Annotated in this window: 25 protein-coding genes; 15 read left to right on the top strand and 10 right to left on the bottom strand. The window is 73.1% G+C overall.

Features of this window, described 5'->3' with window-relative positions:
- Window positions 1-36 precede the first annotated feature (36 nt).
- Genes ACBI99_RS22835 through ACBI99_RS22820 form a run of 4 tightly spaced genes read right to left on the bottom strand, consistent with a single transcriptional unit; the run spans window position 37 to window position 5,244 of the window.
- A complete protein-coding gene (locus ACBI99_RS22835; RefSeq protein ID WP_357590555.1) occupies window positions 37-2,034 on the bottom strand; it encodes a hypothetical protein in 1,998 nt (665 codons plus the stop codon).
- Window positions 2,027-3,808, bottom strand: coding sequence for an HSP90 family protein (locus ACBI99_RS22830; RefSeq protein ID WP_308126105.1), 1,782 nt, complete (start codon window positions 3,806-3,808; stop codon window positions 2,027-2,029). The genes ACBI99_RS22835 and ACBI99_RS22830 overlap by 8 nt, the downstream gene beginning before the upstream one ends.
- A 42-nt stretch (window positions 3,809-3,850) precedes the next feature.
- A complete protein-coding gene (locus tag ACBI99_RS22825) occupies window positions 3,851-4,429 on the bottom strand; it encodes an HAD family phosphatase (RefSeq protein ID WP_219514018.1) in 579 nt (192 codons plus the stop codon).
- The gene (locus tag ACBI99_RS22820; RefSeq protein WP_219514020.1) at window positions 4,426-5,244 is read right to left on the bottom strand and encodes a hypothetical protein; all 819 of its coding nucleotides are present in this window, start codon (window positions 5,242-5,244) and stop codon (window positions 4,426-4,428) included. Before ACBI99_RS22820 ends, ACBI99_RS22825 begins: the two co-directional genes overlap by 4 nt.
- 159 nt (window positions 5,245-5,403) lie before the next feature.
- On the opposite strand from ACBI99_RS22820, the gene arfB reads away from it, so the two are divergent.
- Window positions 5,404-5,811 (top strand): alternative ribosome rescue aminoacyl-tRNA hydrolase ArfB, encoded by a 408-nt coding sequence (gene arfB, locus ACBI99_RS22815; protein ID WP_219514028.1) that lies wholly within the window; start codon window positions 5,404-5,406, stop codon window positions 5,809-5,811.
- Window positions 5,812-5,830: 19 nt separating this feature from the next.
- On the opposite strand, the gene ACBI99_RS22810 is transcribed toward arfB, so the two are convergent.
- The 3 genes from ACBI99_RS22810 to ACBI99_RS22800 all read right to left on the bottom strand — a co-directional run bounded on the left by ACBI99_RS22810 (window position 5,831) and on the right by ACBI99_RS22800 (window position 9,425).
- Window positions 5,831-6,382 carry an NADPH-dependent FMN reductase gene (locus tag ACBI99_RS22810; RefSeq protein ID WP_219514038.1) on the bottom strand — a complete coding sequence of 184 codons (552 nt, stop codon included), beginning with the start codon at window positions 6,380-6,382 and terminating at the stop codon, window positions 5,831-5,833.
- A 115-nt stretch (window positions 6,383-6,497) separates the two neighbouring features.
- A complete protein-coding gene (locus tag ACBI99_RS22805) occupies window positions 6,498-8,477 on the bottom strand; it encodes an AarF/UbiB family protein (RefSeq protein ID WP_357590552.1) in 1,980 nt (659 codons plus the stop codon).
- A 24-nt stretch (window positions 8,478-8,501) separates the two neighbouring features.
- On the bottom strand, window positions 8,502-9,425 hold the full coding sequence (locus ACBI99_RS22800) for an acyl-ACP desaturase (RefSeq protein ID WP_219514043.1): 924 nt from the start codon (window positions 9,423-9,425) through the stop codon (window positions 8,502-8,504).
- An 80-nt stretch (window positions 9,426-9,505) separates the two neighbouring features.
- On the opposite strand from ACBI99_RS22800, the gene ACBI99_RS22795 reads away from it, so the two are divergent.
- A complete protein-coding gene (locus ACBI99_RS22795; RefSeq protein ID WP_357590550.1) occupies window positions 9,506-9,955 on the top strand; it encodes an NUDIX hydrolase in 450 nt (149 codons plus the stop codon).
- Window positions 9,956-9,974: 19 nt separating this feature from the next.
- On the opposite strand, the gene ACBI99_RS22790 is transcribed toward ACBI99_RS22795, so the two are convergent.
- Window positions 9,975-10,730, bottom strand: coding sequence for an HAD-IIA family hydrolase (locus ACBI99_RS22790; protein WP_246646480.1), 756 nt, complete (start codon window positions 10,728-10,730; stop codon window positions 9,975-9,977).
- Between the two features lie 100 nt (window positions 10,731-10,830).
- On the opposite strand from ACBI99_RS22790, the gene ACBI99_RS22785 reads away from it, so the two are divergent.
- From ACBI99_RS22785 to ACBI99_RS22750, 8 genes are all read left to right on the top strand, one after another.
- Window positions 10,831-12,066: a M20 family metallopeptidase gene (locus ACBI99_RS22785; protein WP_375073411.1), complete on the top strand. Its 1,236-nt coding sequence runs from the start codon at window positions 10,831-10,833 to the stop codon at window positions 12,064-12,066.
- Window positions 12,067-12,079: 13 nt separating this feature from the next.
- Window positions 12,080-13,024, top strand: a complete 945-nt coding sequence (locus ACBI99_RS22780; RefSeq protein ID WP_375073410.1) for a zinc-binding alcohol dehydrogenase family protein — start codon at window positions 12,080-12,082, stop codon at window positions 13,022-13,024.
- A 159-nt stretch (window positions 13,025-13,183) separates the two neighbouring features.
- The gene (locus ACBI99_RS22775) at window positions 13,184-15,016 is read left to right on the top strand and encodes an ABC transporter substrate-binding protein (protein WP_357590546.1); all 1,833 of its coding nucleotides are present in this window, start codon (window positions 13,184-13,186) and stop codon (window positions 15,014-15,016) included.
- A gap of 3 nt (window positions 15,017-15,019) precedes the next feature.
- Window positions 15,020-16,027, top strand: coding sequence for an ABC transporter permease (locus ACBI99_RS22770; RefSeq protein WP_375073409.1), 1,008 nt, complete (start codon window positions 15,020-15,022; stop codon window positions 16,025-16,027).
- Window positions 16,024-16,929, top strand: coding sequence for an ABC transporter permease (locus tag ACBI99_RS22765; protein WP_219514068.1), 906 nt, complete (start codon window positions 16,024-16,026; stop codon window positions 16,927-16,929). The genes ACBI99_RS22770 and ACBI99_RS22765 overlap by 4 nt, the downstream gene beginning before the upstream one ends.
- Before the next feature lie 2 nt (window positions 16,930-16,931).
- Complete coding sequence (locus ACBI99_RS22760) at window positions 16,932-17,918, top strand: ABC transporter ATP-binding protein (RefSeq protein WP_357590544.1); 987 nt, start codon at window positions 16,932-16,934, stop codon at window positions 17,916-17,918.
- Complete coding sequence (locus tag ACBI99_RS22755) at window positions 17,915-18,922, top strand: ABC transporter ATP-binding protein (protein ID WP_364182061.1); 1,008 nt, start codon at window positions 17,915-17,917, stop codon at window positions 18,920-18,922. Before ACBI99_RS22760 ends, ACBI99_RS22755 begins: the two co-directional genes overlap by 4 nt.
- A gap of 2 nt (window positions 18,923-18,924) precedes the next feature.
- Window positions 18,925-19,821 (top strand): GNAT family N-acetyltransferase, encoded by an 897-nt coding sequence (locus tag ACBI99_RS22750; RefSeq protein WP_375073408.1) that lies wholly within the window; start codon window positions 18,925-18,927, stop codon window positions 19,819-19,821.
- Between the two features lie 2 nt (window positions 19,822-19,823).
- On the opposite strand, the gene ACBI99_RS22745 is transcribed toward ACBI99_RS22750, so the two are convergent.
- Window positions 19,824-20,936: an exo-beta-N-acetylmuramidase NamZ domain-containing protein gene (locus ACBI99_RS22745; protein ID WP_219514078.1), complete on the bottom strand. Its 1,113-nt coding sequence runs from the start codon at window positions 20,934-20,936 to the stop codon at window positions 19,824-19,826.
- Window positions 20,937-20,993: 57 nt separating this feature from the next.
- On the opposite strand from ACBI99_RS22745, the gene murQ reads away from it, so the two are divergent.
- The 3 genes from murQ to ACBI99_RS22730 all read left to right on the top strand — a co-directional run bounded on the left by murQ (window position 20,994) and on the right by ACBI99_RS22730 (window position 23,513).
- Window positions 20,994-21,890, top strand: a complete 897-nt coding sequence (murQ, locus tag ACBI99_RS22740; RefSeq protein ID WP_375073407.1) for an N-acetylmuramic acid 6-phosphate etherase — start codon at window positions 20,994-20,996, stop codon at window positions 21,888-21,890.
- A 58-nt stretch (window positions 21,891-21,948) separates the two neighbouring features.
- Window positions 21,949-23,010, top strand: coding sequence for a serine hydrolase domain-containing protein (locus ACBI99_RS22735; RefSeq protein WP_357590538.1), 1,062 nt, complete (start codon window positions 21,949-21,951; stop codon window positions 23,008-23,010).
- A 125-nt stretch (window positions 23,011-23,135) separates the two neighbouring features.
- Entirely contained in the window at window positions 23,136-23,513 is a 378-nt protein-coding gene (locus tag ACBI99_RS22730; protein WP_219514094.1) for a VOC family protein, read from the top strand.
- A gap of 9 nt (window positions 23,514-23,522) precedes the next feature.
- On the opposite strand, the gene ACBI99_RS22725 is transcribed toward ACBI99_RS22730, so the two are convergent.
- Window positions 23,523-24,419, bottom strand: a complete 897-nt coding sequence (locus ACBI99_RS22725; protein WP_219514096.1) for a TIGR03619 family F420-dependent LLM class oxidoreductase — start codon at window positions 24,417-24,419, stop codon at window positions 23,523-23,525.
- A gap of 152 nt (window positions 24,420-24,571) precedes the next feature.
- Here ACBI99_RS22725 and ACBI99_RS22720 point away from each other — a divergent pair, with 152 nt between their 5' ends.
- The gene (locus tag ACBI99_RS22720) at window positions 24,572-25,444 is read left to right on the top strand and encodes a phosphotransferase (protein WP_219514112.1); all 873 of its coding nucleotides are present in this window, start codon (window positions 24,572-24,574) and stop codon (window positions 25,442-25,444) included.
- 38 nt (window positions 25,445-25,482) lie between these two features.
- Window positions 25,483-25,749, top strand: coding sequence for a zf-TFIIB domain-containing protein (locus ACBI99_RS22715; protein WP_219514114.1), 267 nt, complete (start codon window positions 25,483-25,485; stop codon window positions 25,747-25,749).
- Window positions 25,750-25,815 lie beyond the last annotated feature (66 nt).

Raw genomic sequence — 25,815 nt, 5'->3', positions numbered from 1 at the left:
GTGACAGCGGCGTCACGGGCAGGTGAACAGCGCCGGTCAGTCGGACAGCGATTCGAGCAGGTCGCGGGCCCGCTCCACGCCGTCCTCGTCCTCCAGCTCGGCGAAACGCCGGGCGGCCTCCTCGCACAGCTCCGCGGCGCGGGCCGCGTCCTCGTACCAGTCCAGGACCGTCGCCTCGTCGTACGCCAGCTCGGCCAGGTCGCGGGCGGCCTCCGCCGGATCGGCGGCCGACAGCGCCTCCCGGGCCTCGGCGTACGCGCGCAGCGAGGTGGCGAGGTCGCTGGTCGAGTAGTAGACGCACTTCGCGGCCCTCGCCAGCGACCGGCCCGCCTCCAGCGAATCGCCCGCCGCCCGGTGCAGCGCCGCCGCCTCGGCGTAGGCGCGGGCCGCCTCCCGGTCGTCGTCCCGCTCGGCCAGGCGGTCGGCCAGCTCCGTCAGCGACGCCGGGTCGCGCAGCAGCTTCAGCGTCTCCAGCTCCCGCTCGGCCTCCCCCAGCTCGCGCAGCGCCGCGGCCAGCGTCCTGCGGGCCGCGTCCCGCTGCTCGCCGTCCGGGAGCGCCGCCACGGCCTCCTCGGCCGTCTCCGCCGCGTCCAGCACCCGGCCCGTGAGCAGGTACGCCCGCGCCAGGTCCACCCTGGCCAGCGCCGCCCGCCCCCGGTCCCCCAGCCCCGCGAACCCCGCGACCGCCTCCGCCAGCTCCCCCACGGCCGCCTCCAACCCCGGAGCCGAGCCACCCACCGCACGGACGGCGCCCTCCGGGGACGGTGCCGCTTCGCTCACGGACGCGCCGCTCTCCGGGGACGGCTCACCCTCCGGGGCGGGTGCTTCCTCCGAGGGGGCGGTTTCCGTGGGTGGGGTGGAGGTGGAGAAGGCGGTGGGGGTGGGGAGGAGGGCGGCGCCCCGGCGCCAGTGGGTGTGCGGGGAGCCGGTGGTGACGGGGCGGTGGTGGGCGACGAGGGGGAGGTGGCCGACCAGCGGGGTGGCGGCGAGCAGGGCCTCCAGGCGCCGGGTGGAGGTGTCGTTGCCGTTGCGGGCGTCGAAGCGGGCGGCGATCTCGCGGGCTCCGGCCTCCATCGTGGCGCGCAGTTCGGGGACGGGGACGTCGCGGCCGGCGCGGTGGACGGTGAGGTGGCCGTGGCCGGTCTCCTCCAGACGGCGCAGCAGCAGCGCGGCGCAGCCCATGAAGCGCCGCGCGTCGGAGGGGGACGGCGGCCGCTCCAGCAGCGGGAGTTCGCGTTGCAGGATCTCCAGCCCGCGCGCCTCGTTGCCGGTGAGCGCGCAGAACTCCATGTGGTCGCCGAAGTCGTCCAGGTAGGCGATGTTGCCCTGGACGAGCCGGTAGGCGCGCCGGTGCGCCTGGACGGCCTCGCGGTGGCGGCCGGTGCGCACGTAGGGCAGCATCAGCGTGGTGAGGATGCCCTGGGGCTGCACCTCGCAAGTGGTCTCGCCCTGAAGGATGGGCTGGGCGGCGGCGATGGCGTCCTCGTCACGGCCGAGGTGGACGAGGGCGGCGGCGGTGGAGTCGGTGTCGCACGCCTCGCAGTCGGACAGGCTGTCGCGGGGCGTGGTGCGCCAGCGGTGGAACCATTCGCGGGTGGCCTCGTCGTCGCCGAGGTGCAGGGCGATGAAGCAGCGCTTGGCGTGCACGGCGTGCAGCAGGTCGCCGGCCTGGCGGTAGCGGCGTTCCATGTCGTCGATGGCGTCGAGGGCGCGGCGCAGCGGGATCTCGGGGAAGCGCCGCATGTCGGCGATGATCCACTTGAAGTGCCAGAGCAGTTCGCGGGTCTCCCAGTGGCCCCAGCGGCCGGGTTCGGCGTCGTGGTCGGCGAGGTTGCGGGAGAAGACGGTGAACGCCTTCACGGGCTCGCCGCCGTACTGGTAGGCCTGGGTGAGGTCGAGCCGGGCGCGCACGATGAGGGCGTGCTCGCGCCGCGCCTCGGCCTCGCGCAGCGCGCGTTCGGCGAGGACGGTCCTGGCTTCTCCGTACGGCATCGCGCCGGCCTCGCTGAGCAGCGCCTGGACGTCCTCAGTCATGGGTGCCTCCCTGGACGGCCCAGTCGAGCAGGCCGAGGAACGAGCGGTTGAGCGTGGCGGTGTCGGCGGGGCGCAGCGGGTGGTGCCCGTGCAGGAGCGCCATGCCGTACAGCGCTTCGACGGCCGTGGCGGCGAGGGTGAGGTCGGGCAGGCCGGTGACGCGGCGGACGAGGGGGTTGCGGTGGTTGAGCACGAGCCTGGGCCGGTCGGCGGCGACGCTGCGTTCGAGGGCGCCGAGGACGTCGGCCCACAGCGCGTCGCCGGTGTCGCGGGCCTCGCGCAGGTCGGCGTGGTGCTGGGCGGCGCGGCTGGTGAGGTAGAGGGCGGGCAGCGAGGCGGGGTCGAAGTCGCGCAGCACGACCTCGCACCCGAGCGGGTCGAGGGCGCGGGCGGCGGCGGCCAGGAAGGGGCGGGCGCGCAGTTCGGCGTCGGGGTCGGCGGGGCCGAGGTGGGTGGCGAGCTCGGCGGGTTCGAGGCGGTCGAGGACGGCGCCGGGGTCGATGCGGCGCAGCCGGGCGAGGATCTCGCTGTCGTAGACGTAGCCGCCGTTGACGAGGCCGACGCCCTGGGCGCCGGAGACGGCGGCGAGCTGGCGGAACTCGTCGACGCTGGTGGTGTAGCGCCCGCCGGGGTGGCGCAGGCGGAACTGGGCGAGGGTCATCGGCCCGGAGCTGGTCTCGTACTCCAGCCACTGGTCGACCAGGCGCAGCATGTCGTCGTCGTGCAGGGCGAGCGCCTTGACGCCGAGGTGGTGCAGGTTGAGGAAGGCGCGCAGCCCGGCGGGGTCGGTCTCGGCCAGGCGCACCAGCCAGGCGCGCAGGCGGCGGCCGAGCTCCTCGCGGGTGTGGTCGAGCAGGTCGTCCTCGTAGAGGGCTTCGCGGCTGGCGGTGGGGCGCAGTTCGGCGGCGTCGACGACGCAGCGGGCGAAGAACGCCCAGTCGGGCAGCAGCCCGTCGGCCGTCTCGGTGAGCAGCATGCGCTTGAGGTAGACGCGGTGGGTGCCGCGCACGGCGGGGTTGGCGGGGGCGGGCAGGATGTAGGCGACGCCGGTGAGCCCGGCTTCGGGCACGTCGAGGTCGACGACGTCGAGCGGGACGAAGCCGAACAGTTCCTCGCAGTGCGCCTGCAGGGCGCGGCGGCGGGCGTCGGGCGAGGGGTGGGCGGCCCGCCAGGGCGGGGTGCCGAGGGTGGTGCGGCGGCCGTTGACGGTGACGTCGACGGGCAGCAGGGAGCCGTAGAGTTCGGCGAGTTCGGCGACGGTGCGGGGGGCGGCCCATTCGGCGGCGTCGTGGCGGGTGCGCAGGGTGACGGTGGTGCCGGGTTCGGCGCGGTCGGCGGGGGCGAGCTCGACGCGGTAGCGGCCGTCGGAGCGGCCGGTCCACAGCACGGTGGGGCCGCCCTTGGCCGACCGGGTCTCGACGGAGATCTCGTCGGCGACGAGGAAGCCGGACAGCAGGCCGATGCCGAACTGGCCGAGGAACTCGTGCCGGGCGAAGCCGAGCTCGTCACGCTTGGAGGAGCGGCCGATGGTGGCCAGCAGGGCGTGGACCTCGTCCTCGGTCAGGCCGATGCCGGTGTCGCGGACGCTGATGAGCCCGCCGGTCGCCTCGATGGTGACGGTGGCGGGCGCGTCGGGGTCGGCGGCGCGCCGGGCGGTGATCGCGTCGGCCGCGTTCTGCAGGAGTTCGCGCACGTAGACGCGGGGGCTCGAGTACAGGTGGCGGCTGAGGAGATCGACCACGCCGCGCAGGTCCACTTGGAAGGCGTTGTCCACGCGGCACACCATAGATCACATAACCGACATTCCGCCCCGGGTTTAGGCCAGCAGCTCCCGCAGGCCGGCCGCGCCGGTGTAGAGGACTCCGGTCATGCCGGCCGCCTCGGCGCCCGCCACGTTGTCGGGCCGGTCGTCGACGAAGACGGCTTCGGCCGGGTCGGCGCCGAGCGCGCGGGCGACCTCGTCGTAGATCTCCCGGCCGGGTTTGACCAGGCCCATCCTGGCGCTGTAGAAGCGGTGCGGGATGGCGGCGATCCAGGGCAGCCGGTCGATGCCGTCGGCGGTCTCGGCGGGCGCGTTCGACAGCAGCGCCACGCCGCGCCCGGCGGCCAGCAGCTCGCCGAGCAGCGCGACCGCGCCGGCGTCGGGGTGGGACCAGCTCGCCACGTCCATCGCGACGAGCCGCGCCGACTCCTCGCCGGGCACGTCGCGGCCGAGCACCGCCGACCAGTAGGCGGGGGCGGTCAGCACGCCCCGGTCGAAGTCGAGGCGGTGCTTCCAGTAGCCGAGGCGGAAGGCCGCCGGGTCGGCTCCGGCGGCGGCCGCCATCGCGTCGACCTCGGCCTCGGGCTGGGCCAGGGACAGGACGTTGCCGTAGTCAAAGATGATCCACTTCATACGAGAAATGGTCGCAGATGCGGATGGATCGCCGGGCAGCCCAGGTATTTCTCGGCCGTGTGGAAGTCGATCCAGTCGAGGTTGACCAGCTCCTCGACGTCGATGCCGGTGAAGCTGCCGGCGAGGTCGGGCGGGATGGCGGCGATGTCGTCCTTGTCGGCGATGTTCACCCAGCGGGCCACGCCCTCGGGGCGGCTGCCCCGGCCGTTGATGGGCGCGGGCAGCAGCCGCTCGAAGACGACGTGGCGCATGCCGAGCGGGCTGCCGAGCGTGATGAGCAGATCGGTCCGCAGGTCGGGGTTGGCCCAGAAGGTCTCGTAGGCGACGACGCTGCCGAGCGAGTGGGCGATCACCACGTCCGGCTGGTTCTTCCGGATCGTCTGGGCCACCACGCGCTGGGTCTCGCGCCGCTTGGCGGCGTCGGTCAGGTAGGTGGCCACCTCGGGCGCGAACAGCTCGGCGAACGCGGCCGAGCGGCCGTCGAGCTTGTCGAGCAGCCAGCCGGTGAACGACTTCAGCGCGCCGGTCAGGTGCTCGCCGAGCCCCAGGTTGCGGGCCCACCCGGCGAGGACCCGCTCCCGGGCCTCGGCCACCGCCGCGGCCTCGCGCGGGCTGCCGGGCGGCCCCTCGTGCAGCAGGTGGGAGAAGTAGGCGACCTCGCTGAAGTAGCGGCGCTCCGGCCCGCCGCCGCACGCGGCGTGCAGGTAGCGGTCCCATTTGGCGCGCATCGCCTCGGCCGCGCCCGCCGCGGAATGCCCCGCGTCGACGTAGTAGTTGTACTTGCCGATGCCGTGCACACCGACGATGCCCGCCACAGCCGCTCCCCTCGCCCCGTTGCTCTCGCGCGACTCTGGCATACGCCGTCCGCGCCGGGCCAGTCAACCGGTGACGGGAAATGCGCTTGCCGCGCGCGGGGGGCGGGCGGATACGGTGGTGTTCCGTAGCGAGACGGAACGAGGAAGGAGGAAGCGCTCATGCCGGGCCCCCTGGTCGTCAACGACGCGGTCGTCATCCCCGACGCCGAGCTCGTCTGGCGCTTCTCGCGTTCCTCGGGCCCGGGCGGCCAGGGCGTCAACACCACCGACAGCCGGGTGGAGCTGACCTTCGACGTGGCCGCGTCCACCGCGTTCTCCGAGCCGCTGCGCGCCCGCGCGCTGGACCGCCTCGGCGCGCCGACGATCACGATCGCCGCCTCCGAGCACCGTTCCCAGCTGCGCAACCGTGAGGCCGCCGAGCAGCGGCTCGCCCAGCGCATCCGGGAGGCCATCGCGCCGCCGCCCAAGCGCCGCCGCCCGACGAAGCCCAGCCGGGGTTCGGTCGAGCGCCGCATCGCGGCCAAGAAGCACCGCTCCGACGTCAAGCGCCTGCGCCGCGACATCTGACGAGCCAGGGTCAATACGGCTAGCCCGGGGTGAGGACCGGCTCCCTGAGCCTGACGGTGAGCTGGACGGCCGGGCAGAGCTGGGCGACCACCTCGCGCACCTGGGCGCGCAGGTCGCGGGCCCACAGCCGCCCGTCGTCGTCGAAGTGCGGGCAGACCGGCGAGATGACCAGCTCGGCCCCCATGACCACGGCCCCGGCGGCCATCAGCTCCTTGTACAGCTCGGCCTGGGCCCACATCGCGCCGCACGCGCGGGCGCTGGCGCACATGACGGCCACGTGCTTGCCCGCGAGCGCCCCGCTCTCCGACAGCCAGGCCAGCGCGTACTCCAGCTCGGCGGGCAGCAGGCTGTGCTCGGGCGCGGTGATGACCACCGCGTCGGCCTCCTCGACGAGCGCGAGCAGCTCGCGCACGGCGCGCGGGGCGGGCCCGCCGGTGCAGGGGGGCGTCTCCCCCAGCCCCGGCCAGGCCTCGAAGCGGGCGCCGGGCGGCAGCTCGCCGCGCACCGCTTCCAGCAGCCTGTTGATGTACGAACCCGCGTGGAGGCTGGCGGCGATCCCGATGACTTTCACCCACTACTCCCCAGGCGGTCTTGGTGTAGGGCCGGTAGTCGGAAACCTGCCCGATGCCGTGGTTGTCCAAGACCATCCCCAGGTCAAGAGGATGCCCGGGTTGTCGCTTCCGTCGTCAGAGGGTGTCGCGCGGCCGCCGGAAGATCAGCACGAGCACGCGGAGCACGAGGATGGCGCAGATGACCAGCAGGTTGTAGCCGATCAGCTCGAACAGTCCCAGGTCGAGCTGGGCGCTGACGACGGGCCCGCCCTCGGTGCCGATCAGCAGCACCGCCATCAGCCCGGCGGTGGCGCCGAGCACGGTGAGCAGCACCTGGTGCAGCAGCCCGGTGACGAAGCGGCGGTCGCGCTCGTCGGCGAGCAGGCGCACGTTGAGCCCGAGGCGGCCGTGCTCGGCGGCGCTGGCGATGCGCTCGACGCGGCGCGGCAGGCGGCGCAGCATGGGCAGCAGGGCGGCGATCTCCTGGGTGGCGGCTTCCTTGAGCGTGCCGCCGTCGAGCTTCTCGGCCAGGTAGCGGCCGGCGAAGGCGCGGGCCTCGCCGATGAGGTTGAAGCCGGGCGAGAGCCGTACGAGCGTGCCCTCCAGGGTGGCCAGCGCGCGGAAGACGGCGGCGACCTCGGGCGGGATGGACAGCCCGTACGCGGAGACGATCTTGAACAGGTCGGTGAACATCTGGGCGCTGTCGAGGCCGGGCGCCAGGTGCTTGGCCATGAACTGGCCGAGCGCCCGCTCCAGGGCGGCCTCGTCGATGTCCTCGGGACGCGGGACGACCTCCAGCAGGGCGTCGGTGACGCCGAGCGGGTCCTGGCGGTTGAGGGCGAGCAGGAAGCGCTGCAGCGCCGAGCGGATGGAGCCGTCGAGGCGGCCGACGCTGCCGAAGTCGAGCAGGCCGAGCGTGCCGTCGTCGAGCAGCATGAGGTTGCCGGGGTGCGGGTCGGCGTGGAAGACGCCCTCGACGAGGATCTGGCGGAGCAGGCAGTCGAGCAGGTCGCGGGCGAGCGCGGGGGCCTGTTCGGGGGTGGCGGTGGTGACCGGCCTGCCGTGGAGGCGCTGCATGACCAGCACGCGTTCGGTGCACATGGCGGCGACGGGGGCCGGGTAGGTGACGCCGCCGCCGTTGGAGGCGGCGACGGCCGCCATGTTCGCCGCCTCGACGCGGAAGTCGAGCTCCTCGCGGATGGCGGCGGCGAACCCCTCGGCCAGGTCGCGCATGCCGAGCGAGCGGCCCCAGCGGGTGCGTGACTCCAGGGTGGCGGCCAGCCGCCGGACGATGTCGAGGTCGCCGGCCACGGTCCGGCCGATGCCGGGCCGCTGCACCTTGACCACGACGCTCTCGCCGCTGTGCAGGCGGGCGGTGTGGGCCTGGCCGATGGAGGCGGCGGCGAGCGGCGTGCGGTCGAAGGCGGCGAACACGGTGTCGACCGGCCCGCCGAGCTCGGCGGCCAGCACCGGCTCGATCTGCTCCCAGGGGGCGGGCGCGACCTGGTCCTGAAGGCGGCCGAGCTCGTCGGTGAACTCGGCCGGCAGCAGGTCGCGCCGGGTGGACAGCACCTGGCCGAGCTTGACGAACGTGACGCCGCCGTCCTCCAGGGCGGCGCGCAGCGAGCGTGCCAGCCGGACCTTGCCGGTGCGGTCGTCGAGGCGGTCGCCCCGGCCGCGCAGGTAGGGGCCGAGGCCGTGGCGCACGGCGATCCTGGTGATCTGCGAGTAGCGGCGGCCCCGGGAGATCCGGCCGCGCAGCGACCGGAAGAACTCCAGCGGCCCGGGGATGGACCCGGGCGGGATCAGCGCCTCGGCCAGCACCAGGATGACCATCGGGATGAGCACGACGCACATCACGACGAGGAACAGCACCCACAGGGCGCCGATCCCCGGGTCCTCGGCCGCCGTCGGGCCGCCGCCGGGCGGCCGCTCGCCGAACGACGCGAGGATCGGCGACAGCAGCGGCTGGGCGAGCGTGAAGGCCGCCAGGCCGGCCAGGAAGGTGCGGATCGCGCCGAACCTGACGTCCAGCAGCCGCTGCGCCACCACCGCCAGCGCGATGATCATCAGCAGCGCGAAGAACGAGAAGAACAGGCTCAGGGGGAGATCCATAGGGACAGATCCTCCCATGCCGGGTCAGCCCCGGGCGCGGGCCTTGCGCTCCTCGCGGCGGGCGACGAACCGGGCGGCCGTGGTCTCGGCCTTGGCCAGGAACGCGGCCAGCTCCTCGCGCGCCTGCTCGCCCTCGGGGCCGAGCCCGCCCTTGTCGAACACGCTCCACTGGCGCAGCACCGGCATGAGTACGTCGTCGAGGTGCAGGCGCAGGTCGTAGATGCCCTCGTGGGCGATCGTCATGGCCATCCGGGTGAAGCCGGCGATGTTGGAGCCGGGCATCTGGAAGGTGGTGACGACGTCGGTGACGGCCCGCATGGTCTGGTCCGGGTCCAGCTCGAAGGCGGCCTTGAGCAGGTTGCGGTAGAAGAGCATGTGCAGGTTCTCGTCGGCGGCGATGCGGGCCAGCAGCCGCTCGCAGCCCTCCTCGCCGGAGGCCCTGCCGGTGTTGCGGTGCGCGATGCGGGTGGCCAGCTCCTGGAAGGAGACGTAGGCGAGCTGCTGCAGCATCGTGCCGTACTCGGTGACGAAGCCGCTCTGCATGTGCGACATGCGGGCCCGCTCCAGCGCGACGGGGTCGACCGCGCGGGTGACGGTCAGGTAGTCGCGGATCGCGGTGCCGTGGCGGTCCTCCTCGGCGGTCCAGCGGTGCACCCAGGTGCCCCACGCGCCGTCACGCCCGAACGTGCTGGCGATCTCGTGGTGGTAGCTGGGCAGGTTGTCCTCGGTGAGGAGGTTGACGATGAGCGAAACACGGGCGGGTTCCGGCAGTTTGGAGTCGCCCTCCTGCCAGGCCTGGCCGCCGTAGGGCCCGTCGAAGTCGCGCCCCTCGCTCCACGGGATGTACTCGTGCGGGAACCACTCCTTGGCCACTTTCTCGTGGCGGTCGAGCTCGCCGGCCACCACCGGCTCCAGCTCGTGCAGCAGCTGCGTCTGGGTCATCGCCATGCAAGGATCCTCTCCCTCAAGGTTACGGCACCGTAGGTTAGATTACCGGAAGGACATACAGGTCAAATAAGGTGGGGCGTATGCGGCCGAGCGTGCGAGGTGTCCTGCTCGACGACGACGAGCGCCTGGTGATCTTCCGGCGTACGGTGCCGGGCCGGGAGGTCTACTGGTCGGTGCCGGGCGGCCACGTGGAGCCCGGAGACGCGACCCTGGAGCACACCCTCCACCGCGAGCTGCTGGAGGAGCTCGGCGCCACCGTCTCCTCCGTCACGCCGCTGACGACGGTCAGCTATCCGTGGCAGGGCGGGGTCAAGACCCAGCACGTGTACGGGTGCCGCCTGCTGTCGATGGACCCGGCGCTGCGGCACGGGCCGGAGTTCGAGGACCCGGCGCGCGGGGTGTACGAGGTGGAGCGGGTGCCGCTGCGGGAGGCGGAGATCACCTCCCGCCACCTCATCCCCGAGGCGGTGGCCGACTACCTGTCGGCGCACATCACGGCGCTGCCCCGGCTCATCGCCGGCCCCCGCTGACCCCCGGCCGACGCCGCCTTCAGCTCCCGGCGGGCTCGATCAGGTCGACGAGGTCGGCCACGGAGTCGACGATCAGCGACGGCCGGTAGGGGAAGCGGTCGACCTCGTGGCGCTGGGTGACGCCGGTGAGGACGAGGATGGTGAACAGGCCCGCCTCCATGCCGCAGACGATGTCGGTGTCCATCCGGTCGCCGATCATGGCGGTGGTCTCGCTGTGGCCGCCGATCTCGTTGAGCGCGCTGCGCATCATGCGCGGGTTGGGCTTGCCGACGAAGTACGGCTCGACGCCGGTGGCGCGGGTGATCATGGCGGCGACGGCGCCGCACGCGGGCAGCGAGCCCTCGGTGGAGGGGCCGATCGGGTCGGGGTTGGTGGCGATGAAGCGCGCTCCGGCCTCAATGAGGCGGACGGCCCGGGTGATCTGGGTGAAGCTGTAGGTGCGGGTCTCGCCGAGCACCACGTAGTCGGGGTCGAGGTCGGTGAGCACGTAGCCGGCGGCGTGCAGCGCGGTGGTCAGCCCGGCCTCGCCGATCACGTACGCGGAGCCGCCGGGCCGCTGGTCGTCCAGGAACTGGGCGGTGGCCAGCGCCGAGGTGTAGATCGAGTCGGCGGGCACGTCGAGCCCGGCCCCGGCCAGCCGGACCGACAGGTCGCGCTGGGTGTAGATGGAGTTGTTGGTCAGCACCCGGAAGCGTTTGCCCGACTCGCCGAGCCGCTTGATGAAGTCGTCGGCGCCGGGCACCGGCCGCCCCTCGTGGACCAGGACGCCGTCCATGTCGGACAGCCAGAAGTCGATCCGCTTACGCTCGGTCACGCGGCCATCGTACCGAGCGCGGCTCATCGACTTTCCCCCCGGTACGTGAACAATGTTCTTCATGTCGTTCACTGAATCCGCGCAGGACATGCGGGACGAACTCGTCCGCCTCCGTCACTCGCTGCACACCACGCCGGAGCTGGGGCTCATGCTGCCGCGCACCCAGGAGAAGGTGCTGGCGGCGCTCGACGGGCTGCCGCTGGAGATCACCCTCGGCACCCGGCTCAGCTCCGTCACGGCGGTGCTGCGGGGCGGGCGGCCGGGCCCGGCCGTCCTGCTGCGCGGTGACATGGACGCGCTGCCGGTCGCCGAGCGCAACGACCTGCCCTACCGCTCGCAGATCGCCGGCCAGATGCACGCGTGCGGCCACGACCTGCACACCGCGATGCTCGCCGGGGCGGCGCACCTGCTGAGCGCCCGCCGGGAGGAGCTCGCCGGGGACGTGATCTTCATGTTCCAGCCGGGCGAGGAGGGGCACGAGGGCGCCAAGCACATGATCGAGGAGGGCGTGCTCGACGCGGCGGGCGAGCGGCCGGTGGCGGCGTACGGGATGCATGTCGTCTCCTCGATGCTGCCGCTGGGGCTGTTCGCGTCGCGGCCGGGGCCGATCATGGCGGCGGCGGACGTGTTCCAGGTGACGGTCAAGGGGCGCGGCGGGCACGGCTCCAGCCCGCACCGGGCGCTGGACCCGATCCAGGCGGGCTGCGAGATGGTGGCGGCGATCCAGTCGATGGTGACGCGCACGTTCGACGTGTTCGACCCGGTGGTGGTGACGGTGGGCAGCTTCCACGGCGGCTCGGCCGACAACGTGATCCCGGACGAGGCGGTCTTCCAGGCGACGGTGCGCACGTTCAGCCCGGGCAACCGGACGCTGGTGAAGCGGCGGCTGGTGGAGGTCGTCGAGGGCGTGGCGGCGGCGCACGCGCTGGGCGTGGAGACCTCTTTCGGCATGGGCTACCCGGTGACGGTGAACGACCCGGTGGAGGCCGGGTTCGCCGGGCGCACGGCCGACGGGCTGTTCGGGCCCGGCCGTTTCTTCGTCCCGCCGCAGCCGGTGATGGGGTCGGAGGACTTCTCGTACGTGCTGGAGGCGGTGCCGGGGGCGTTCGTGTTCCTGGGGGCGTGCCCGCCGGGGCTGGACCCGGCGACGGCGGCCTACAACCACTCGCCGGAGGCGCTGTTCGACGACGCGGTGCTGCCCGACGGGGCGGCGCTGTACGCCTCGCTGGCCCACGAGCGGCTGGCCCTGGCCGCCGCGGACCCGGCCGCCGCGGCCGATGCGGGCCTGGGCGGTTGACCGGCCCGGGCCGATGAGGTCCCGGCCGCTCGCGCTGGTCGAGCGGCCGGTTCCGGTGGCCGGGCCGGGCGAGGTGCTGGTGCGCGTGGAGGCGTGCGGGGTGTGCCGCACGGACCTGCACCTGGCCGAGGGCGACCTGCGGCCGAGGCGGCCGCTGACGGCGCCGGGCCACCAGGCGGTCGGCCGGGTGGTGCGGCCGGGAGGCGGCGACGGCGGGCGGGTCGGGGTGGCGTGGCTGCGCTCGACGTGCGGGCGCTGCCGCCAGTGCGCGCGCGGCCTGGAGAACCTGTGCCCGGAGTCCGCCTACACGGGGTGGGACGCCGACGGCGGGTTCGCCGAGTACCTGACCGCTCCGGCCGCGTACGTGTACCCGCTGCCGGAGGACGCGCCCGCCGAGACGCTGGCGCCGCTGCTGTGCGCCGGCATCGTCGGCTACCGGGCGCTGCTGCGCTGCGACCTGCCCGAGGGCGGCAGGCTGGGCGTGTACGGGTTCGGCGCGTCGGCGCACCTGACCGCCCAGGCCGCGATCGCGCGCGGGGCGGTGGTGCACGTGGTGACCCGCTCGCCGGCGGCCCGCGCGCTGGCGCTGGAGCTGGGCGCGGCCTCGGCCGGCGACCGGCCGCCCGAGCCGCTGGACTCGGCCATCCTGTTCGCGCCCAGCGGAGACCTGGTGCCGGTGGCGCTGGAGGCGCTGGAGCGGGGCGGCACGCTGGCCGTCGCCGGCATCCACCTGACGGACGTCCCGCCGCTGGACTACGAGCGGCACCTGTTCCAGGAGCGCACGCTGCGCAGCGTCACGGCCAACACCCGCGCGGACGGGCGGGCGTATCTGGCGCTGGCGGCCGAGCGCCCGCCGGTCGTGAAAACCGTCCCGTACGCCTTCGAGGAGGCGGACCGGGCGCTCGCCGATCTGGCAACCGGGCAGGTCAGCGGTGCTGCCGTGCTCCGCATAGGCTGATGGCCCCCGGGTGGAGACGAGCGCCATCCGAGCGGGTGATGAAGGAAAGTTACATTAGCCTCACAACATCTGGAGATTATTGACGCGCCCCCGGCGCGATCGTAGGGTCCGGACAACCCCTACAGATCCTCAACAGGTTCGACACCCCCGGAGCGGCAGATGAAGCGACTAGCAGCGGTAGTGGCGTTGCTGGGTCTTGCCACCGCCACAGCGTGCAGCGGCGGCGAAGGCACCACCAACACGTCAGGTTCGTCCGGCGGCGGTGGCGGCCTGTTCACCACGATCGACGTGAACCGGCCCGGCCTGGAGCCGTCGGCCCCGCCCAACCCGTACGCCCCCAAGGGCAACTCGTTCTCCGCCTTCAACTCGATGAAGCTCGGCTGGGTCAAGAACCACCTGACGGACCCGAACGTGGCGCTGCCGGGCCTGGCCGCGAGCTGGGAGATCGCCCCGGACAACTCCTCCATCACGCTGAAGCTCCAGCCCAACGCCAAGTGGTCCGACGGCAAGCCGGTCACCGCGCAGGACGTGCAGCTCTCCATCGGCATCGCCTACACCGTCGGCAGCACGGCCTTCGCCGTGACGCCCGGCGCGGCGGGCGCGGCCGGTGAGGTCACCGTGGTCGACGACAAGACGCTGAAGATCACCCAGAACATGGACAACCCCAGTCCGAAGTTCGCGCGCGGCGTCCTCGACACCACGGTCGTGCCCGCGCACGTGTGGAGCAGCGTCCTGCCCGCCGACTTCTGGGACAAGATCAAGACCGCCCGCGGCGAGGGCGCCGACGCCGAGAAGGCCCGCGAGGAGATCACCGGCCTGGGCGAGAAGGTGCTCGCGTTCGCGCCGCAGAAGGACGTCTCGGCCGGCCCGTTCGTGCTGGAGCGGGTCAACCCCGGCGAGGCGCTGCTGGTCAAGAACAAGAACTTCTTCAACGCCGCCAACGTCGCGCCCGACCAGGTGAAGTTCCTCAACTACACCGGCAACGAGCAGATCTGGAACTACCTGACCTCCGGCAAGCTCGACCACTCCGGCTTCGTCGCCGCCCCCACCGACGTGATGAACCGCATCAAGGCGGCGCCGGGCAGCGAGGTCATCAAGGGCTACTCGCCGGTCGCCGTCGGCCTGGCGTTCAACCAGAGCAAGAAGCCGTACGACAACGTGCACGTGCGCCGCGGCCTGGCCCACCTGATCAACCGCGAGGAGGTCACGAAGGTCGCCTCGCCCGAGGGCGGCACCGCGGCCACCACGACCAGCGGCATCCACCAGAAGGCCGCCCAGGCCTGGATCCCCGAGACCGTCCCGCAGCTCGAGCCCTACGCTCCCGACCTGGCCAAGGCCGAGGAGGAGTTCAAGAAGGCCGGCCTGCAGAAGAAGGACGGCAAGTGGGCCCTGGCCGACGGCACGCCGTGGAAGGTCTCCATGCACGCGCCGTCCGGCTTCTCCGACTGGCTGTCGGCGCAGGAGAACATCAAGAGCCAGCTCATCAAGGGCGGCGTCGACGCCGAGGTCGTCACGACCACCGACTACCCGCTCTACCTGGAGGAGCTGGCCGCCGGCAAGTACGACGCGGGCTTCTGGCTGATGGCGCTCGGCCCCGCGCCGTACGACATCTTCCAGCGCCTCTACGGCGCCTCCAACGGCTGGACGAACGTCCAGGGCAAGGTGTCGCACTCCGCGCCCGGCAAGAACGGCAACTGGATGGGCGGCCCCGAGGAGATCGAGGTCGACGGCGAGAAGATCAACCCCGGTGAGCTGACCGGCGAGCTCAACTCGGCCACCGCCGAGGAGGCCAAGCCGATCATGGCCAAGCTGGCCAAGGCCGCCAACCAGGACCTGCCCGTCATCCAGCTCTGGGACTACGTCAACACCCAGTTCGTCAACAACAGCCGCTTCACCGGCTGGCCGCACGATGACGAGATCCTCCGCCTGGGCACCGGTGTGCTCGCCTCCGGTGTGTGGATCCAGGCTGGCATGATCAAGTCGAAGAAGTAATCCATGACGGTCATCGCACGCCGACTCGCGGGCCACCTGGCCCGCGGGTTCGTCATGATCCTCGTCGTCGCCACGATCAGCTTCTTCATCATCAACAACATCCCCGGCGACCCCCTGGCGGCCCGCTTCGAGAAGCTCGTCGAGCAGGGCATGTCGCCGGAGGCGGCGGCGCAGGCGGTCAAGGTGCTGTACGGCTTCCAGCCCGACGGCACGATGTGGCAGCAGTACGTCGACTACATGAGCGGGCTGCTCCGCCTCGACCTCGGCGAGTCCGTCACCAGGCCGGGCACCCCGGTGCTGGACGTCCTCGGCGAGAAGGCCAAGTGGACCGTTCTACCGGTGCTGGCCGGGACGCTGCTGAGCTTCCTCGTCGGCATCATCCTCGGCGTCTACGCGGCCATCAAGCGCACCGGCAAGCTCGGCGACGCGCTGGCCATCTCCGGCTCGCTCCTGCACGGCATCCCGCAGTACGTGCTCGCCATGCTGCTCGTGGTCATCTTCTCCACGCTGATCCCGCTGTTCCCCGCCGACGGGCCCGTGGACATCCTGTTCGAGCCGGGCTTCAACGCCGGCTACATCGGCTCGCTCGTCGAGCACGCGGTGCTGCCGGTCGTCACCTACGCGCTGTCGGCCTACGGCGGCTGGATCCTGGCGATGAAGTCCAGCGTGGTCACCGTGCTCGGCGACGACTTCATCCTGGCCAGTGAGCTGCGCGGGATGAAGCGCTCGATCGTCTTCCGCTACATCGCGCGCAACGCGATCCTGCCGCTGTTCACGATCCTGGCGCTCTCGCTCGGCCTGCTCATGGGCGGCGCGGTCTTCATCGAGAAGATCTTCAACTACCCGGGGCTCGGGCTGCTGCTCATCGACAGCGTCAACGAGCGCGACTACGCCACGATGGGCGGCGCGTTCCTGCTCATCACGGTCGCGGTCATCATCGCCAACATCGTGGCCGACCTGTTCTACACGGTCATCGACCCGCGGGTGCGCGGCGGAGAGGAGGCGGCATGAGCGCCACGCTCATCCCGGAGTCGGCGTCGGCCGCCGGGACCATGCGCCGCAACTTCTGGCGCGGCGTGTGGCGGGTGATGAAGCGCAAGCCGAGCCGGATGGCCGGGGTGGTCATCGTCGTCGGCTTCGCCTTCATGGGCGTGTTCGGGCCGATGTTCTACCCCGACCACCTGCCGGGCGACATCAACCAGATCACCAAGCCGCCGAGCTGGGAGCACTGGTTCGGCACCGACCCGCAGGGCCGCGACGTGCTCGCGCTGGTCATCACCGGCTCGCGGTACGTGCTGCTGTGCGCGGCGGTGACCGCGGTCATCACGGTCGTCGCCGGCACCGCGATCGGGCTGTTCTCCGGCTTCAAGCGGGGCCGCTGGGACACCGTGCTCATGCGGATCACCGACATGAAGCTCACCATCCCCGGCCTGCCGCTGCTGCTGGTCCTGGCGACCGTGTGGAAGTTCGGCAGCCCGATGCAGATGGGCCTGGTGCTCGGCCTGCTCGGCTGGGGCGGCGTGGCCCGGGCGGTGCGCGCGCAGACGCTGTCGCTGCGTGAGCGCGGCTTCATCGAGGCGGCGCGCGGGCTGGGCCTGTCCACGACGCACATCGTGAGCAAGGAACTGCTGCCCAGCATGGCCCCGTACATCGCGATGAACATGCTCATCTCGGTGACCGGAGCCGTCTACGCCCAGGTGGGCCTGTTCTTCCTCGGCGTCCTGCCGTACGAGTCGGACAACTGGGGCGTGATGCTCAACCTGGCCGTGTTCCAGGCGGGCGCCATGATCCAGCCGAACGCGCTCGGCTACCTGCTGGCGCCGCTGCTGGCGATCCTGCTGCTCACGCTCGGCATCGTGCTCGTGGTCGACGCCATGGACGAGATCTTCAACCCCCGGCTGCGTGAGGAGTAGCAGTGGCGGAACAAGCGCCGGGAGTGCGCATCGGCGGCCTCACGGTCGTCTACAAGACGCCGGCGGGCGAGCTGCCCGCCGTGCGGGACGTCAGCCTGACCCTGGAGCCCGGCTCGATCACCGGCATCGTCGGCGAGTCCGGGTCCGGCAAGTCGACGCTGGCCCTGTCCCTGCTGAACGCGGTGCAGCCGCCCGGCCGGATCTCCGCCGGCTCGGTGGAGATCGACGGGCTCGGCGACGTGGCCGCCCTCAAGGGCGAGGAGCTCCGCAAGGCCAGGGGCCGCCACATCGGCTACGTCTTCCAGGCGGCGCAGAACTCCCTCAACCCGCTCAAGACGGTCGGCAAGCAGTTGCTCGACCTGGGCCGCTCGCACGGCGTGGAGGACCTGCGCGGCCTGGTGCGCGACGCCAAGGAGCTGCTGGGCCGGATGGGCCTGGACGGCGCCCGGGTGCTCGACTCGCACCAGCACGAGCTGTCGGGCGGCATGCGCCAGCGCGTCGGCATCATGCTGGCGCTGGTGCTCAACGCCCACCTGGTGGTGCTGGACGAGCCGACGACCGCGCTCGACATGATCACGCAGGCCAACATCCTCAAGATCGTCCGTGAGGTGCACGCCGAGCGCGGCCTGACCACGCTGGTGATCACCCACGACATCGGCGTGGTGGCCGAGGTCGCCGACCGGCTCGCCGTCATGTACGGCGGGCGGCTGGTCGAGCAGGGCCCCACCCGCGAGGTGCTGGGCAGGCCGAGCCACCCCTACACCAAGGGCCTGATCAACGCCATCCCCCGGCTGGTCGGCGACATCGACGAGGCGCGGGCGCTGCCCGGCCGCCCGCCGACGCTGGCCACCGTGCCCAAGCAGGGCTGCGTGTTCCGGGAGCGGTGCGCGCTGCGGATGGACGTCTGTGACACCGTCGACCCCGAGGCCGTCGCGCACGGCCCGAGGATCGTCGCCTGCCATGCGGTGACCGTGAAGGAGCACGCGTGATTACCGGGACCGGCATCGTCAAGACCTTCAAGCAGCGCGGCAACGTGCTCGCCGGGCGGGAGGTGCGGGCGCTGCGCGGCGTCGACTTCGCCATCCCCAAAGGAGGCGCCGCCTCGTTCATCGGCGAGTCCGGCTGCGGCAAGACCACGCTGGGCCGGATCATCGCCGGGCTGGAGTCCTACGACGAGGGCGAGGTGGTCATCGACGGCACGGCGATGTCCGGCCTGAAGCCCAAGCAGCGCCAGCCGCACTTCCGCAAGATCCAGATGATCCACCAGGACCCGTACTCGGCGCTGAACCCCACCCGCACCGTCCACCAGACGCTGTTCGCGCCGCTGAGCCTGCGCGCCAAGCAGACCGGCCGGTCGAAGGGGTGGATCGAGGAGCGGGCCGCCGAGGTGCTGTCGCTGGTCGGCCTCGACCCGGGCAGCGTGCTGGCCCGCTACCCGCACCAGTTGTCGGGCGGCATGCGCCAGCGGGTCGTCATCGCCCGCGCGCTGACCGTCGACCCGGAGATGCTCGTCGCCGACGAGGCCGTCTCCATGATCGACGTCTCGCTCCGGCTGGGCATCCTGGCGCTGCTGAAGGACCTGCGCGAGCGGCTCGGGGTGAGCGTCCTGTTCATCACCCACGACGTGGCCACCGCGCGGTACATCGGCGACGACGGCGAGCTGTACGTGATCTACCGGGGCCAGGTCGTCGAGCGCGGCGCCGTGGACACCGTGATCGCCGATCCCGTCCACCCGTACACGCAGTCGCTGCTGTCGGCGATCCCGGTGCTGCACGGCCTGGAGCGGCCGGGCGAGCAGCCGGTCGTCCCGCTGTCGTCGCTGGACGCGACCGGCGACGACACCGGCTGCCTGTTCGCGAGCCGGTGCCCGTTCCGCGGCGAGCGCTGCGGCGAGCGCCCGCTGCTGCAGGTCAGCGAGGGCTTCCCGCAGGAGCACGCCTGCTTCTACCCCGAGCGCCGCAGCGTCATCGCCCGCCCGCTGAGCGAGGTGTGACCGTGCCCTCCCCTGACACGTCCCGGCCGCTGCCGGACGTGCGCGTGGTGGCGGATCCCGGCGACGCGGAGCTCGCCGCGGCCGGGGAGGTGGCGCGCGCGGCCCTGACGCTCGACGCCGGGGAGGCGCCCGCCCTGGTCCGCCGGCTGGCGGCCCCGCCCGCGGGCCGCCGCTGGACCGCGCTGCTGACCGACGGCGGCGTCGCGCTGGCCTCCGTGTCGGGCAGGGACCCGGGCGTCGGCCACATCGACCTGCTGGCCGTGCACCCGGACCGCCAGGGCGAGGGGCGCGGCCGGGCCCTGGCACGCGCGGCGGAGGACTGGCTGCGCGGGCAGGGCGCCCGGCGCGCCGTCTTCGCCGGCAACCCGCCCTGCTACGCCTGGCCCGGCATCGACGTGCGCTACACCGCCGCCGCCTGCCTGGCCGAGAGCCTCGGCTACGAGCAGTCCCGCGTCGCCTGGAACATGACCGCCGACCTGTCGGCCGACCTGTCCACCGGCGACGACGTGCGCCGCCTGGCCGGGCAGGGCGTGAGCGTGCACGCCACCGGCGACGGCCGCGAGCGGGTCGTGGCCTTCGCCCGCGAGCACTGGAACGAGAACTGGGCCTGGGAGGTGGCCAACGCCGCCGGCGTGCACCACGCCGAGCGTGACGGCCGCGTCCTCGGGTTCGCCGCCTGGGGCGCCCGCCCGGCATGGTTCGGCCCCATGGGCACCGCGCCGGAGGCGCGCGGCCTGGGCGTGGGCGGGGTGCTGCTGCGCCGCTGCCTGGCCGACCAGCGCGCCGCCGGTCAGCGGACCGCCCAGATCGGCTGGGTCGGTCCGCTGCGGTTCTACTCGCGCGCCGTCGGCGCCCGGGCCGAGAGGGTCTTCTGGCTGTACGGGCGCGAACTGGCGTGAGGTCACCCGTAGAGCAGTGGCCCGCCGGGGGGTGCGGGGTCGGGGCAGAGCTCACGCGGGTCCCGCCCCTCCTCAAGGCACCTGGTCAGCGAGTCGGAGCCCCACAGGTGGTCCATGAACAGCTCGGGCCCCCACCAGACCAGGTCGTCCGGGTAGAGCGTGCGGGCCACGTGCAGCATCGACAGCCCCGTCAGCACCGGCCGGAACGCCTCCCGGTCGTGCACGTGGAGCTGGACGCCGCGTACGGCGGTGCCCGCGTGCTTGTGGAAGGTCGGCGTGAACCAGGTGTCCCTGAACCGTACGCCGGGCAGGTCCAGCGCCGCCAGCGCGGGCTGGAAGCGCTCGTCCACGTACGGCGCGCCGACCAGCTCGAAGGGCCGGGTGGTGCCGCGCCCCTCGGAGAACCCGGTGCCCTCGAACAGCCCGGTGCCGGGGTAGACGAGGGCGGTGTCGGGGGTGGGCATGTTGACCGACGGCATCACCCAGGGCAGGCCCGTGTCGGCGTGGGACATCTCCCGCCGCCAGCCCTCCATCGTGACGACCCGCAGGTCCAGGTCGAAGCCGAACAGCGTGGCCAGTTCCCCGGCGGTCCTGCCGTGCCGCACCGGCAGCGGGAAGCGGCCGACGAAGCTGGCGAAGGCCGGGTCGAGCAGCGGGCCCTCGGTGATGGTTCCGCCGAGCGGGTTCGGCCGGTCGAGGACGACGAACCGCAGGCCCAGCCTGCTGGCCGAGGCCATCAGGTCGTACATCGTCCAGACGTAGGTGTAGAAGCGGGCTCCGACGTCGGCGATGTCGAACACGAGCGTGTCCACGCCGGAGCGGGCGACGATCTCGTCCAGCGCCTCGCCGGACGCCTTGTGCGTGTCGAACAGCGGCAGGCCGGTCCGCAGGTCGACGGGGTCCTGCTCGCTCCCGTCCGCCTGGGCGGTGCCCCTGATGCCGTGCTCGGGGCCGAACAGCGCCGTCAGCGGCGTGCCGGCGGCCAGCAGGGCGTCGGCGGTGGGGGTCAGGTCGGGCAGAACCCCGGTGGGGTTGGTGATCAGGCCGAGGCGTGCTCCGGCCGCCAGCGAAGGATCCGCGGCCAGCCGTTCAGCTCCGGTGCGTACGTATGACATGAACCCATTGTCTGAAAGATATTTACAAGAGAGAAGTAAAGGGTGGAAATTAGCGTCATGATTGATCCGCTACCCGAGCTGTCCACCGAGCAGAGCGACCCCCGTTACAGCCAGATCGACCGGCTGCCGACGGCGCAGCTCGCCAGGCTGATGAACCAGGCCGACGCGGCCGTGCCCGCCGCCGTCGCGGTGGCCATCCCGGCCATCTCCGACGCCATCGACGCGATCTCCGCGCGGATGGCCAAGGGCGGCAGGCTCCTGTACGTGGGCGCGGGCACGTCCGGCAGGCTCGCCGTGCTCGACGCCTCCGAGTGCCCGCCGACCTTCGGCACCGACCCCGAGCTCGTGGTGGGGATCATCGCCGGAGGCCCCGACGCCCTGACCCGCTCCATCGAGGGCGCCGAGGACGACGCCGCGGCGGGCGCCGCCGCGCTCGCCGAGCTGGAAGTGGGCGAGCTCGACTCCGTGGTGGGCGTGTCGGCCAGCGGGCGTGCCCCGTTCGTGCTCGGCGCGCTGGCCGAGGCCGCCCGCCGGGGCGCGCTCACCGCCGCCCTGTCGTGCAACGACGGCGCGCCGCTGTCGGCCGCCGCCGAGCACGCCATCGAGGTCGTCGTCGGCCCCGAGGTGGTGACCGGCTCGACCCGGCTCAAGGCGGGCACCGCGCAGAAGCTGGTGCTCAACATGATCTCGACCATCTCGATGGTGCGCCTCGGACGCACGTACGGGAACAAGATGATCGAGATGTCGGCCATGAACAGCAAGCTCGCCGGCCGGGCGGTGCGCATGGTGAGCGACATCACCGGCGCCGACCACGACGCGGCGGGCAAGGCGCTGGACGCGGCGGGCGGGCACGCGAAGATCGCCGTCGTCATGCTCAAGCACGGGCTGGACGCCGACGGCGCCCGTGCGCTGCTGGAGTCGCACGGCGAGCGCCTCAGCGACGCGCTGAGCTGACCGAAGCACCACACGGGCCATCACGTACGGGCCATCACATACGGGGAGGTGTGAGGAGATGTCCGACCGGCTGGAGGCGATCCTCGCGGAGGGGGTGCCGGGCGTGTGCCCGGCCGCGGTCGCGCTCATCGCCGTGGACGGCGCGGTCGTGGCGTCCGCCGCCGCCGGGGAGCTCGTCCGCTACAGCGACGCGGACTTCACGCTCGCCGGCGACAGGCCGCCGGCCCGCCGTGACTCGATCTTCGACCTGGCGTCGATCAGCAAGCTGTTCACCACGGCGGCCATCCTGTCGCTGGCCGAGGACGGCCTGCTGGACCTCGACGAACCGGTGGCGACCTGGCTGCCGGGCCGCGACGCGCGGATCACCCTGCGCCGGCTGCTGACCCACACGGCGGGCCTGCAGCCGATCCGCCGCATCGACCTGGAGCTGCCCGACGCCAGCCCCGGCACCCGCATGGCGGCCATGATCGACACGCCCGTCACCGCGCCGGTGGGCGGCCCGTACCTGTACACGGACGTGGGCATGATCATGGCGGGCCGGGTCGCCGAGGTGGCCGGCGGCGCCCCGCTCGACGCGCTGGTCGCCGCCCGCGTCACCGGCGTCCTGGGCCTGGCCGACACCGGCTACCGGCCCGCCGAGCTCCACCGCGTCGCCGCCACCGAGTGGAAGCCGGAACGCCCGGGTCCCGGCTGCGTGCGCGGCGAGGTGCACGACGAGACCTCCTACGCGCTCGGCGGCGTCGCGGGCCACGCCGGCGTCTTCGGCACCGCCGACGACGTGCTCGCGCTCGGCGAGTCCCTGCGCCTCGGCGGCGCCTCCCCCGGCGGGCGGCCGCTGCTGCGGCGGGAGAGCGTGGCCGAGATGCTGCGCGACCAGGGCGCGGAAGGGGCGCCGTTCCGGCACGGTCTCGGCGTGCGGATCGGCGACCCGGGCATCGTCGGGCCGCTGGCGGGCGCGTTCGGGCACTCCGGGTTCACCGGGACCTCGCTGGTCGTCTCGCCGCCGCACGGGCTGACGGTGGTGCTGCTCACCAACGCCGTCCACCCGGTGCGCGGGCGCGACGGCATCCGCGCCCTGCGCCACGCCGTGGCCGCCGAAGCCCTCCGCCTCGCCGGCTGACCCGCCTCGCTGCCCGGGCCCGCTGCCCGGCCTCGCTGCCCGGGCCCGCTGCCCGGGCCCGCTGCCCGGCCCGCCCGTCGCGGGCCGGACGTAGCCTGGGACGGACGGCGAAAGGAGGGGCGCCCATGCCCGTACAGCTCAACCACACCATCGTGGAGGCCCGCGACCGCGACGCCACCGCCCGCTTCCTGGTGGACGTCCTCGGACTGCAGCCCGCCGGCGAGTTTGGCCCGTTCCGCGTCGTCGAGCTCGCCAACGGCGTCTCCCTCGACGTCATCCAGGCGGACGGCGACGTGCACCCGCAGCACTACGCCTTCCTCGTGAGCGAGGCGGAGTTCGACGAGATCTGGGCCCGGATCAAGGACCGCGGCCTCACCTACTGGGCCGACCCGTACCACCGGCACGCGGGCCGCATCAACACCAACGACGGCGGCCGCGGCCTCTACTGGCTCGACCCGAACGGCCACAACCTGGAGATCATCACCGTCCCCTACGGAGGCTGACCCCCGCGCCTACCGGTGCGGGGCGAGCGCCTCCAGGGCCTCCTCGGCGCGCCGCATCGCCTCTCCGGCGTCCAGCTCGACGTGGGCGGTGTCGAAGTTGAGGTCGTGGAAGACGTCCGTGACGCCCTCGGCCTCCAGGGCGGCGACGTCGGCGCGGATCTGCTCGAAGGTGCCGGTGAGGAGCCGCCGGTCTGGCCCGGCCCCGGCGCGGACGCGGGTGACGCCCCGGCAGACGAACCGCAGCGCGGCCGGGTCCCGGCCGGCCCGCTCGGCGGCCTCCTTGACGACGGCCACGCGCGACCCGATCTCCGACAGGTTCTCCCGGCTGGAGCTGACCCAGCCGTCGGCGAGCCGCCCGGCCCGCCGCAGCGCCACGTCGGCGGTGCCGCCGAGCAGCAGCGGCGGGACGGGCGACGGCTTGGGGTCGACGTGCGAGGGCGGGACGCGGTAGAACTCGCCCTGGTGCGCCACCACGTCGTCGGTCCACGCCTTGCGCAGCACCTCGACGAACTCCTCCCCGCGCCGCCCGCGCCCTTCGAAGCCGACGCCCGCGGACTCGAACTCCTCCGGCACCCAGCCGAGCCCGAGCCCCGCGGTGAGCCGCCCGCCGGAGACGGCCTGGAGGGTGGCGAGCTGCTTGGCCAGCGCGACGGGCTGCAGGAAGGCGTTGACGACGGCGACGCCGAGCCGGACGGTCCGGGTGATCCCGGCCAGGTAGGCGAGCGTCACGAGCGGGTCGTGGACGCTGCGGTAGGTCGCGCCCATCGGGTGCCCGACCGGGTAGAGCACCCGCTGGAACGTCCACAGCTCGTGGTAGCCGAGCTCCTCGGCCCGGACGGCGACGCGGCGCATGTTCGCGGGCGTGGCCCAGGCTCCGGACTGCGGCACGGCGAAACCGGTTCTCATGGACGACCTCCGAGGCGGGCGGACAGGAATCAGAACCCCTGCGGAGCAGCGTAGAGGCCCGCGCCCGGCGGGCTTGCAGGGCGGGCAGGCGGACGGGCCCGGCGGCCGGACGGGCCGGGGGAGGCGTGGGCGGAAGGTCCTAGGCTGTACGGATGGGTCTGGAGGCTGAGCTGGCGGTTGTCGCGGGCGCGTACGGGGGGACGGGCGAGCCCGTGCTGCACCCGACGCGGACCGACGTGGTGGTGTTACGCCGCGGTGAGGTCGTGGTGAAGGCGCACTCCGCGCGGGACGACGTGGAGGCGCTGCGGCCCCGGCTGCGGGCGACGGCGTCGGCGGCGCTGACCGGGGTGATGCTGGCGCCGCTGGAGCCGGAGGTGCTGACGGTGGCGGGCCGCGCGGTGTCGGTGTGGCCGGCGGGCCGCCCGATCGGCCAGGACGAGACGGAGTCCGCGCCGTGGGAGGAGGGGGCCAGGCTGCTGGCCCGGCTGCACGCCGTGCCCCTCACGGTGGTGCCGGCGCTGCCGCCGGCCGGAGGTCCCGCGCGGGCGGCGCGCGCGGTGCGGCGGATGACCGGCGACGGGCCGGTGGAGAGCCTGGTGCGGCGGGCGTTCGCGGAGCTGCCGGAGCCGGAGCCGGGGCCCGGCCTGCTGACGCACGGCGACTGGCATCTGGGCCAGCTCGTGCGCCGCGACCGCTGGCTGCTCATCGACGTGGACGACCTGGGGGTCGGCGACCCGGCGTGGGACCTGGCCAGACCGGCCGCCTGGTATGCCGCAGGGTTACTGGATCCTGTCGTCTGGGATCGGTTCCTGGGCGCGTACCTCGGCTCGGGCGGACCGGCGCTGGGCGGCGGCGAGGACCCGTGGCGGCGCCTGGACCTGCCCGCCCGCGCGGTCACCGTCCAGCTGGCCGCCGTGGCGGTCGTCAACGCCGCCAGGGACGGCCGGGAACTGGATGAGGTCGAGCATTCGTTGGTCGAGTCGTGCAACAGAATCGTCACAGCGCGAGGGCGTTGCGCGCGGTAGGTTTTGCTCAGAACCACGAGGCCAAGGAGAGCGACTAGATGCAGTGCCCGAAGTGCCGCGGCAACATGCGGACATATGAGCGCAACGGCGTCCACATCGAGCAGTGCGACAACTGCCGTGGGATCTTCCTGGACTACGGCGAGCTCGAGACTCTGACGCAGATGGAGTCGGCCTACCACGCCGCTCCCCCGCCTCCCGCGCCCGGCGGCCCCGCGTGGGGCGCCCCGCCGCGTGGCGGCCACCCGGGCGGCCACTACGGTCACCACCGCCAGCGCAGCTGGGTGGGGATGCTGTTCTCCAGCTGACCGGCCTCCAGCTTACCGGCGCGACCTCGCCGGCACAGGGCCGCGCGCTCCGGCGCGCGGCCCTCG

The organism is Nonomuraea sp. ATR24, assembly GCF_041950485.1.
In the GTDB taxonomy this organism is placed as follows: Bacteria; Actinomycetota; Actinomycetes; order Streptosporangiales; family Streptosporangiaceae; genus Nonomuraea; species Nonomuraea ceibae.
The sequence above is the reverse complement of the archived record's forward strand: the minus strand, read 5'-3'. Positions and strand labels throughout refer to the sequence as shown.

Excerpts from the sequence above, each read along its gene's own strand:
- ACBI99_RS22835 (WP_357590555.1), bottom strand. The coding sequence starts at position 2,034 with ATGACTGAGGACGTCCAGGCGCTGCTCAGCGAGGCCGGCGCGATGCCG.
- ACBI99_RS22825 (WP_219514018.1), bottom strand. The coding sequence starts at position 4,429 with ATGAAGTGGATCATCTTTGACTACGGCAACGTCCTGTCCCTGGCCCAG.
- arfB (WP_219514028.1), top strand. The coding sequence starts at position 5,404 with ATGCCGGGCCCCCTGGTCGTCAACGACGCGGTCGTCATCCCCGACGCC.
- ACBI99_RS22805 (WP_357590552.1), bottom strand. The coding sequence starts at position 8,477 with ATGGATCTCCCCCTGAGCCTGTTCTTCTCGTTCTTCGCGCTGCTGATG.
- ACBI99_RS22800 (WP_219514043.1), bottom strand. The coding sequence starts at position 9,425 with ATGGCGATGACCCAGACGCAGCTGCTGCACGAGCTGGAGCCGGTGGTG.
- ACBI99_RS22795 (WP_357590550.1), top strand. The coding sequence starts at position 9,506 with ATGCGGCCGAGCGTGCGAGGTGTCCTGCTCGACGACGACGAGCGCCTG.
- ACBI99_RS22790 (WP_246646480.1), bottom strand. The coding sequence starts at position 10,730 with ATGGACGGCGTCCTGGTCCACGAGGGGCGGCCGGTGCCCGGCGCCGAC.
- ACBI99_RS22785 (WP_375073411.1), top strand. The coding sequence starts at position 10,831 with ATGTCGTTCACTGAATCCGCGCAGGACATGCGGGACGAACTCGTCCGC.
- ACBI99_RS22780 (WP_375073410.1), top strand. The coding sequence starts at position 12,080 with ATGAGGTCCCGGCCGCTCGCGCTGGTCGAGCGGCCGGTTCCGGTGGCC.
- ACBI99_RS22775 (WP_357590546.1), top strand. The coding sequence starts at position 13,184 with ATGAAGCGACTAGCAGCGGTAGTGGCGTTGCTGGGTCTTGCCACCGCC.
- ACBI99_RS22770 (WP_375073409.1), top strand. The coding sequence starts at position 15,020 with ATGACGGTCATCGCACGCCGACTCGCGGGCCACCTGGCCCGCGGGTTC.
- ACBI99_RS22765 (WP_219514068.1), top strand. The coding sequence starts at position 16,024 with ATGAGCGCCACGCTCATCCCGGAGTCGGCGTCGGCCGCCGGGACCATG.
- ACBI99_RS22745 (WP_219514078.1), bottom strand. The coding sequence starts at position 20,936 with ATGTCATACGTACGCACCGGAGCTGAACGGCTGGCCGCGGATCCTTCG.
- murQ (WP_375073407.1), top strand. The coding sequence starts at position 20,994 with ATGATTGATCCGCTACCCGAGCTGTCCACCGAGCAGAGCGACCCCCGT.
- ACBI99_RS22735 (WP_357590538.1), top strand. The coding sequence starts at position 21,949 with ATGTCCGACCGGCTGGAGGCGATCCTCGCGGAGGGGGTGCCGGGCGTG.
- ACBI99_RS22730 (WP_219514094.1), top strand. The coding sequence starts at position 23,136 with ATGCCCGTACAGCTCAACCACACCATCGTGGAGGCCCGCGACCGCGAC.
- ACBI99_RS22725 (WP_219514096.1), bottom strand. The coding sequence starts at position 24,419 with ATGAGAACCGGTTTCGCCGTGCCGCAGTCCGGAGCCTGGGCCACGCCC.
- ACBI99_RS22720 (WP_219514112.1), top strand. The coding sequence starts at position 24,572 with ATGGGTCTGGAGGCTGAGCTGGCGGTTGTCGCGGGCGCGTACGGGGGG.
- ACBI99_RS22715 (WP_219514114.1), top strand. The coding sequence starts at position 25,483 with ATGCAGTGCCCGAAGTGCCGCGGCAACATGCGGACATATGAGCGCAAC.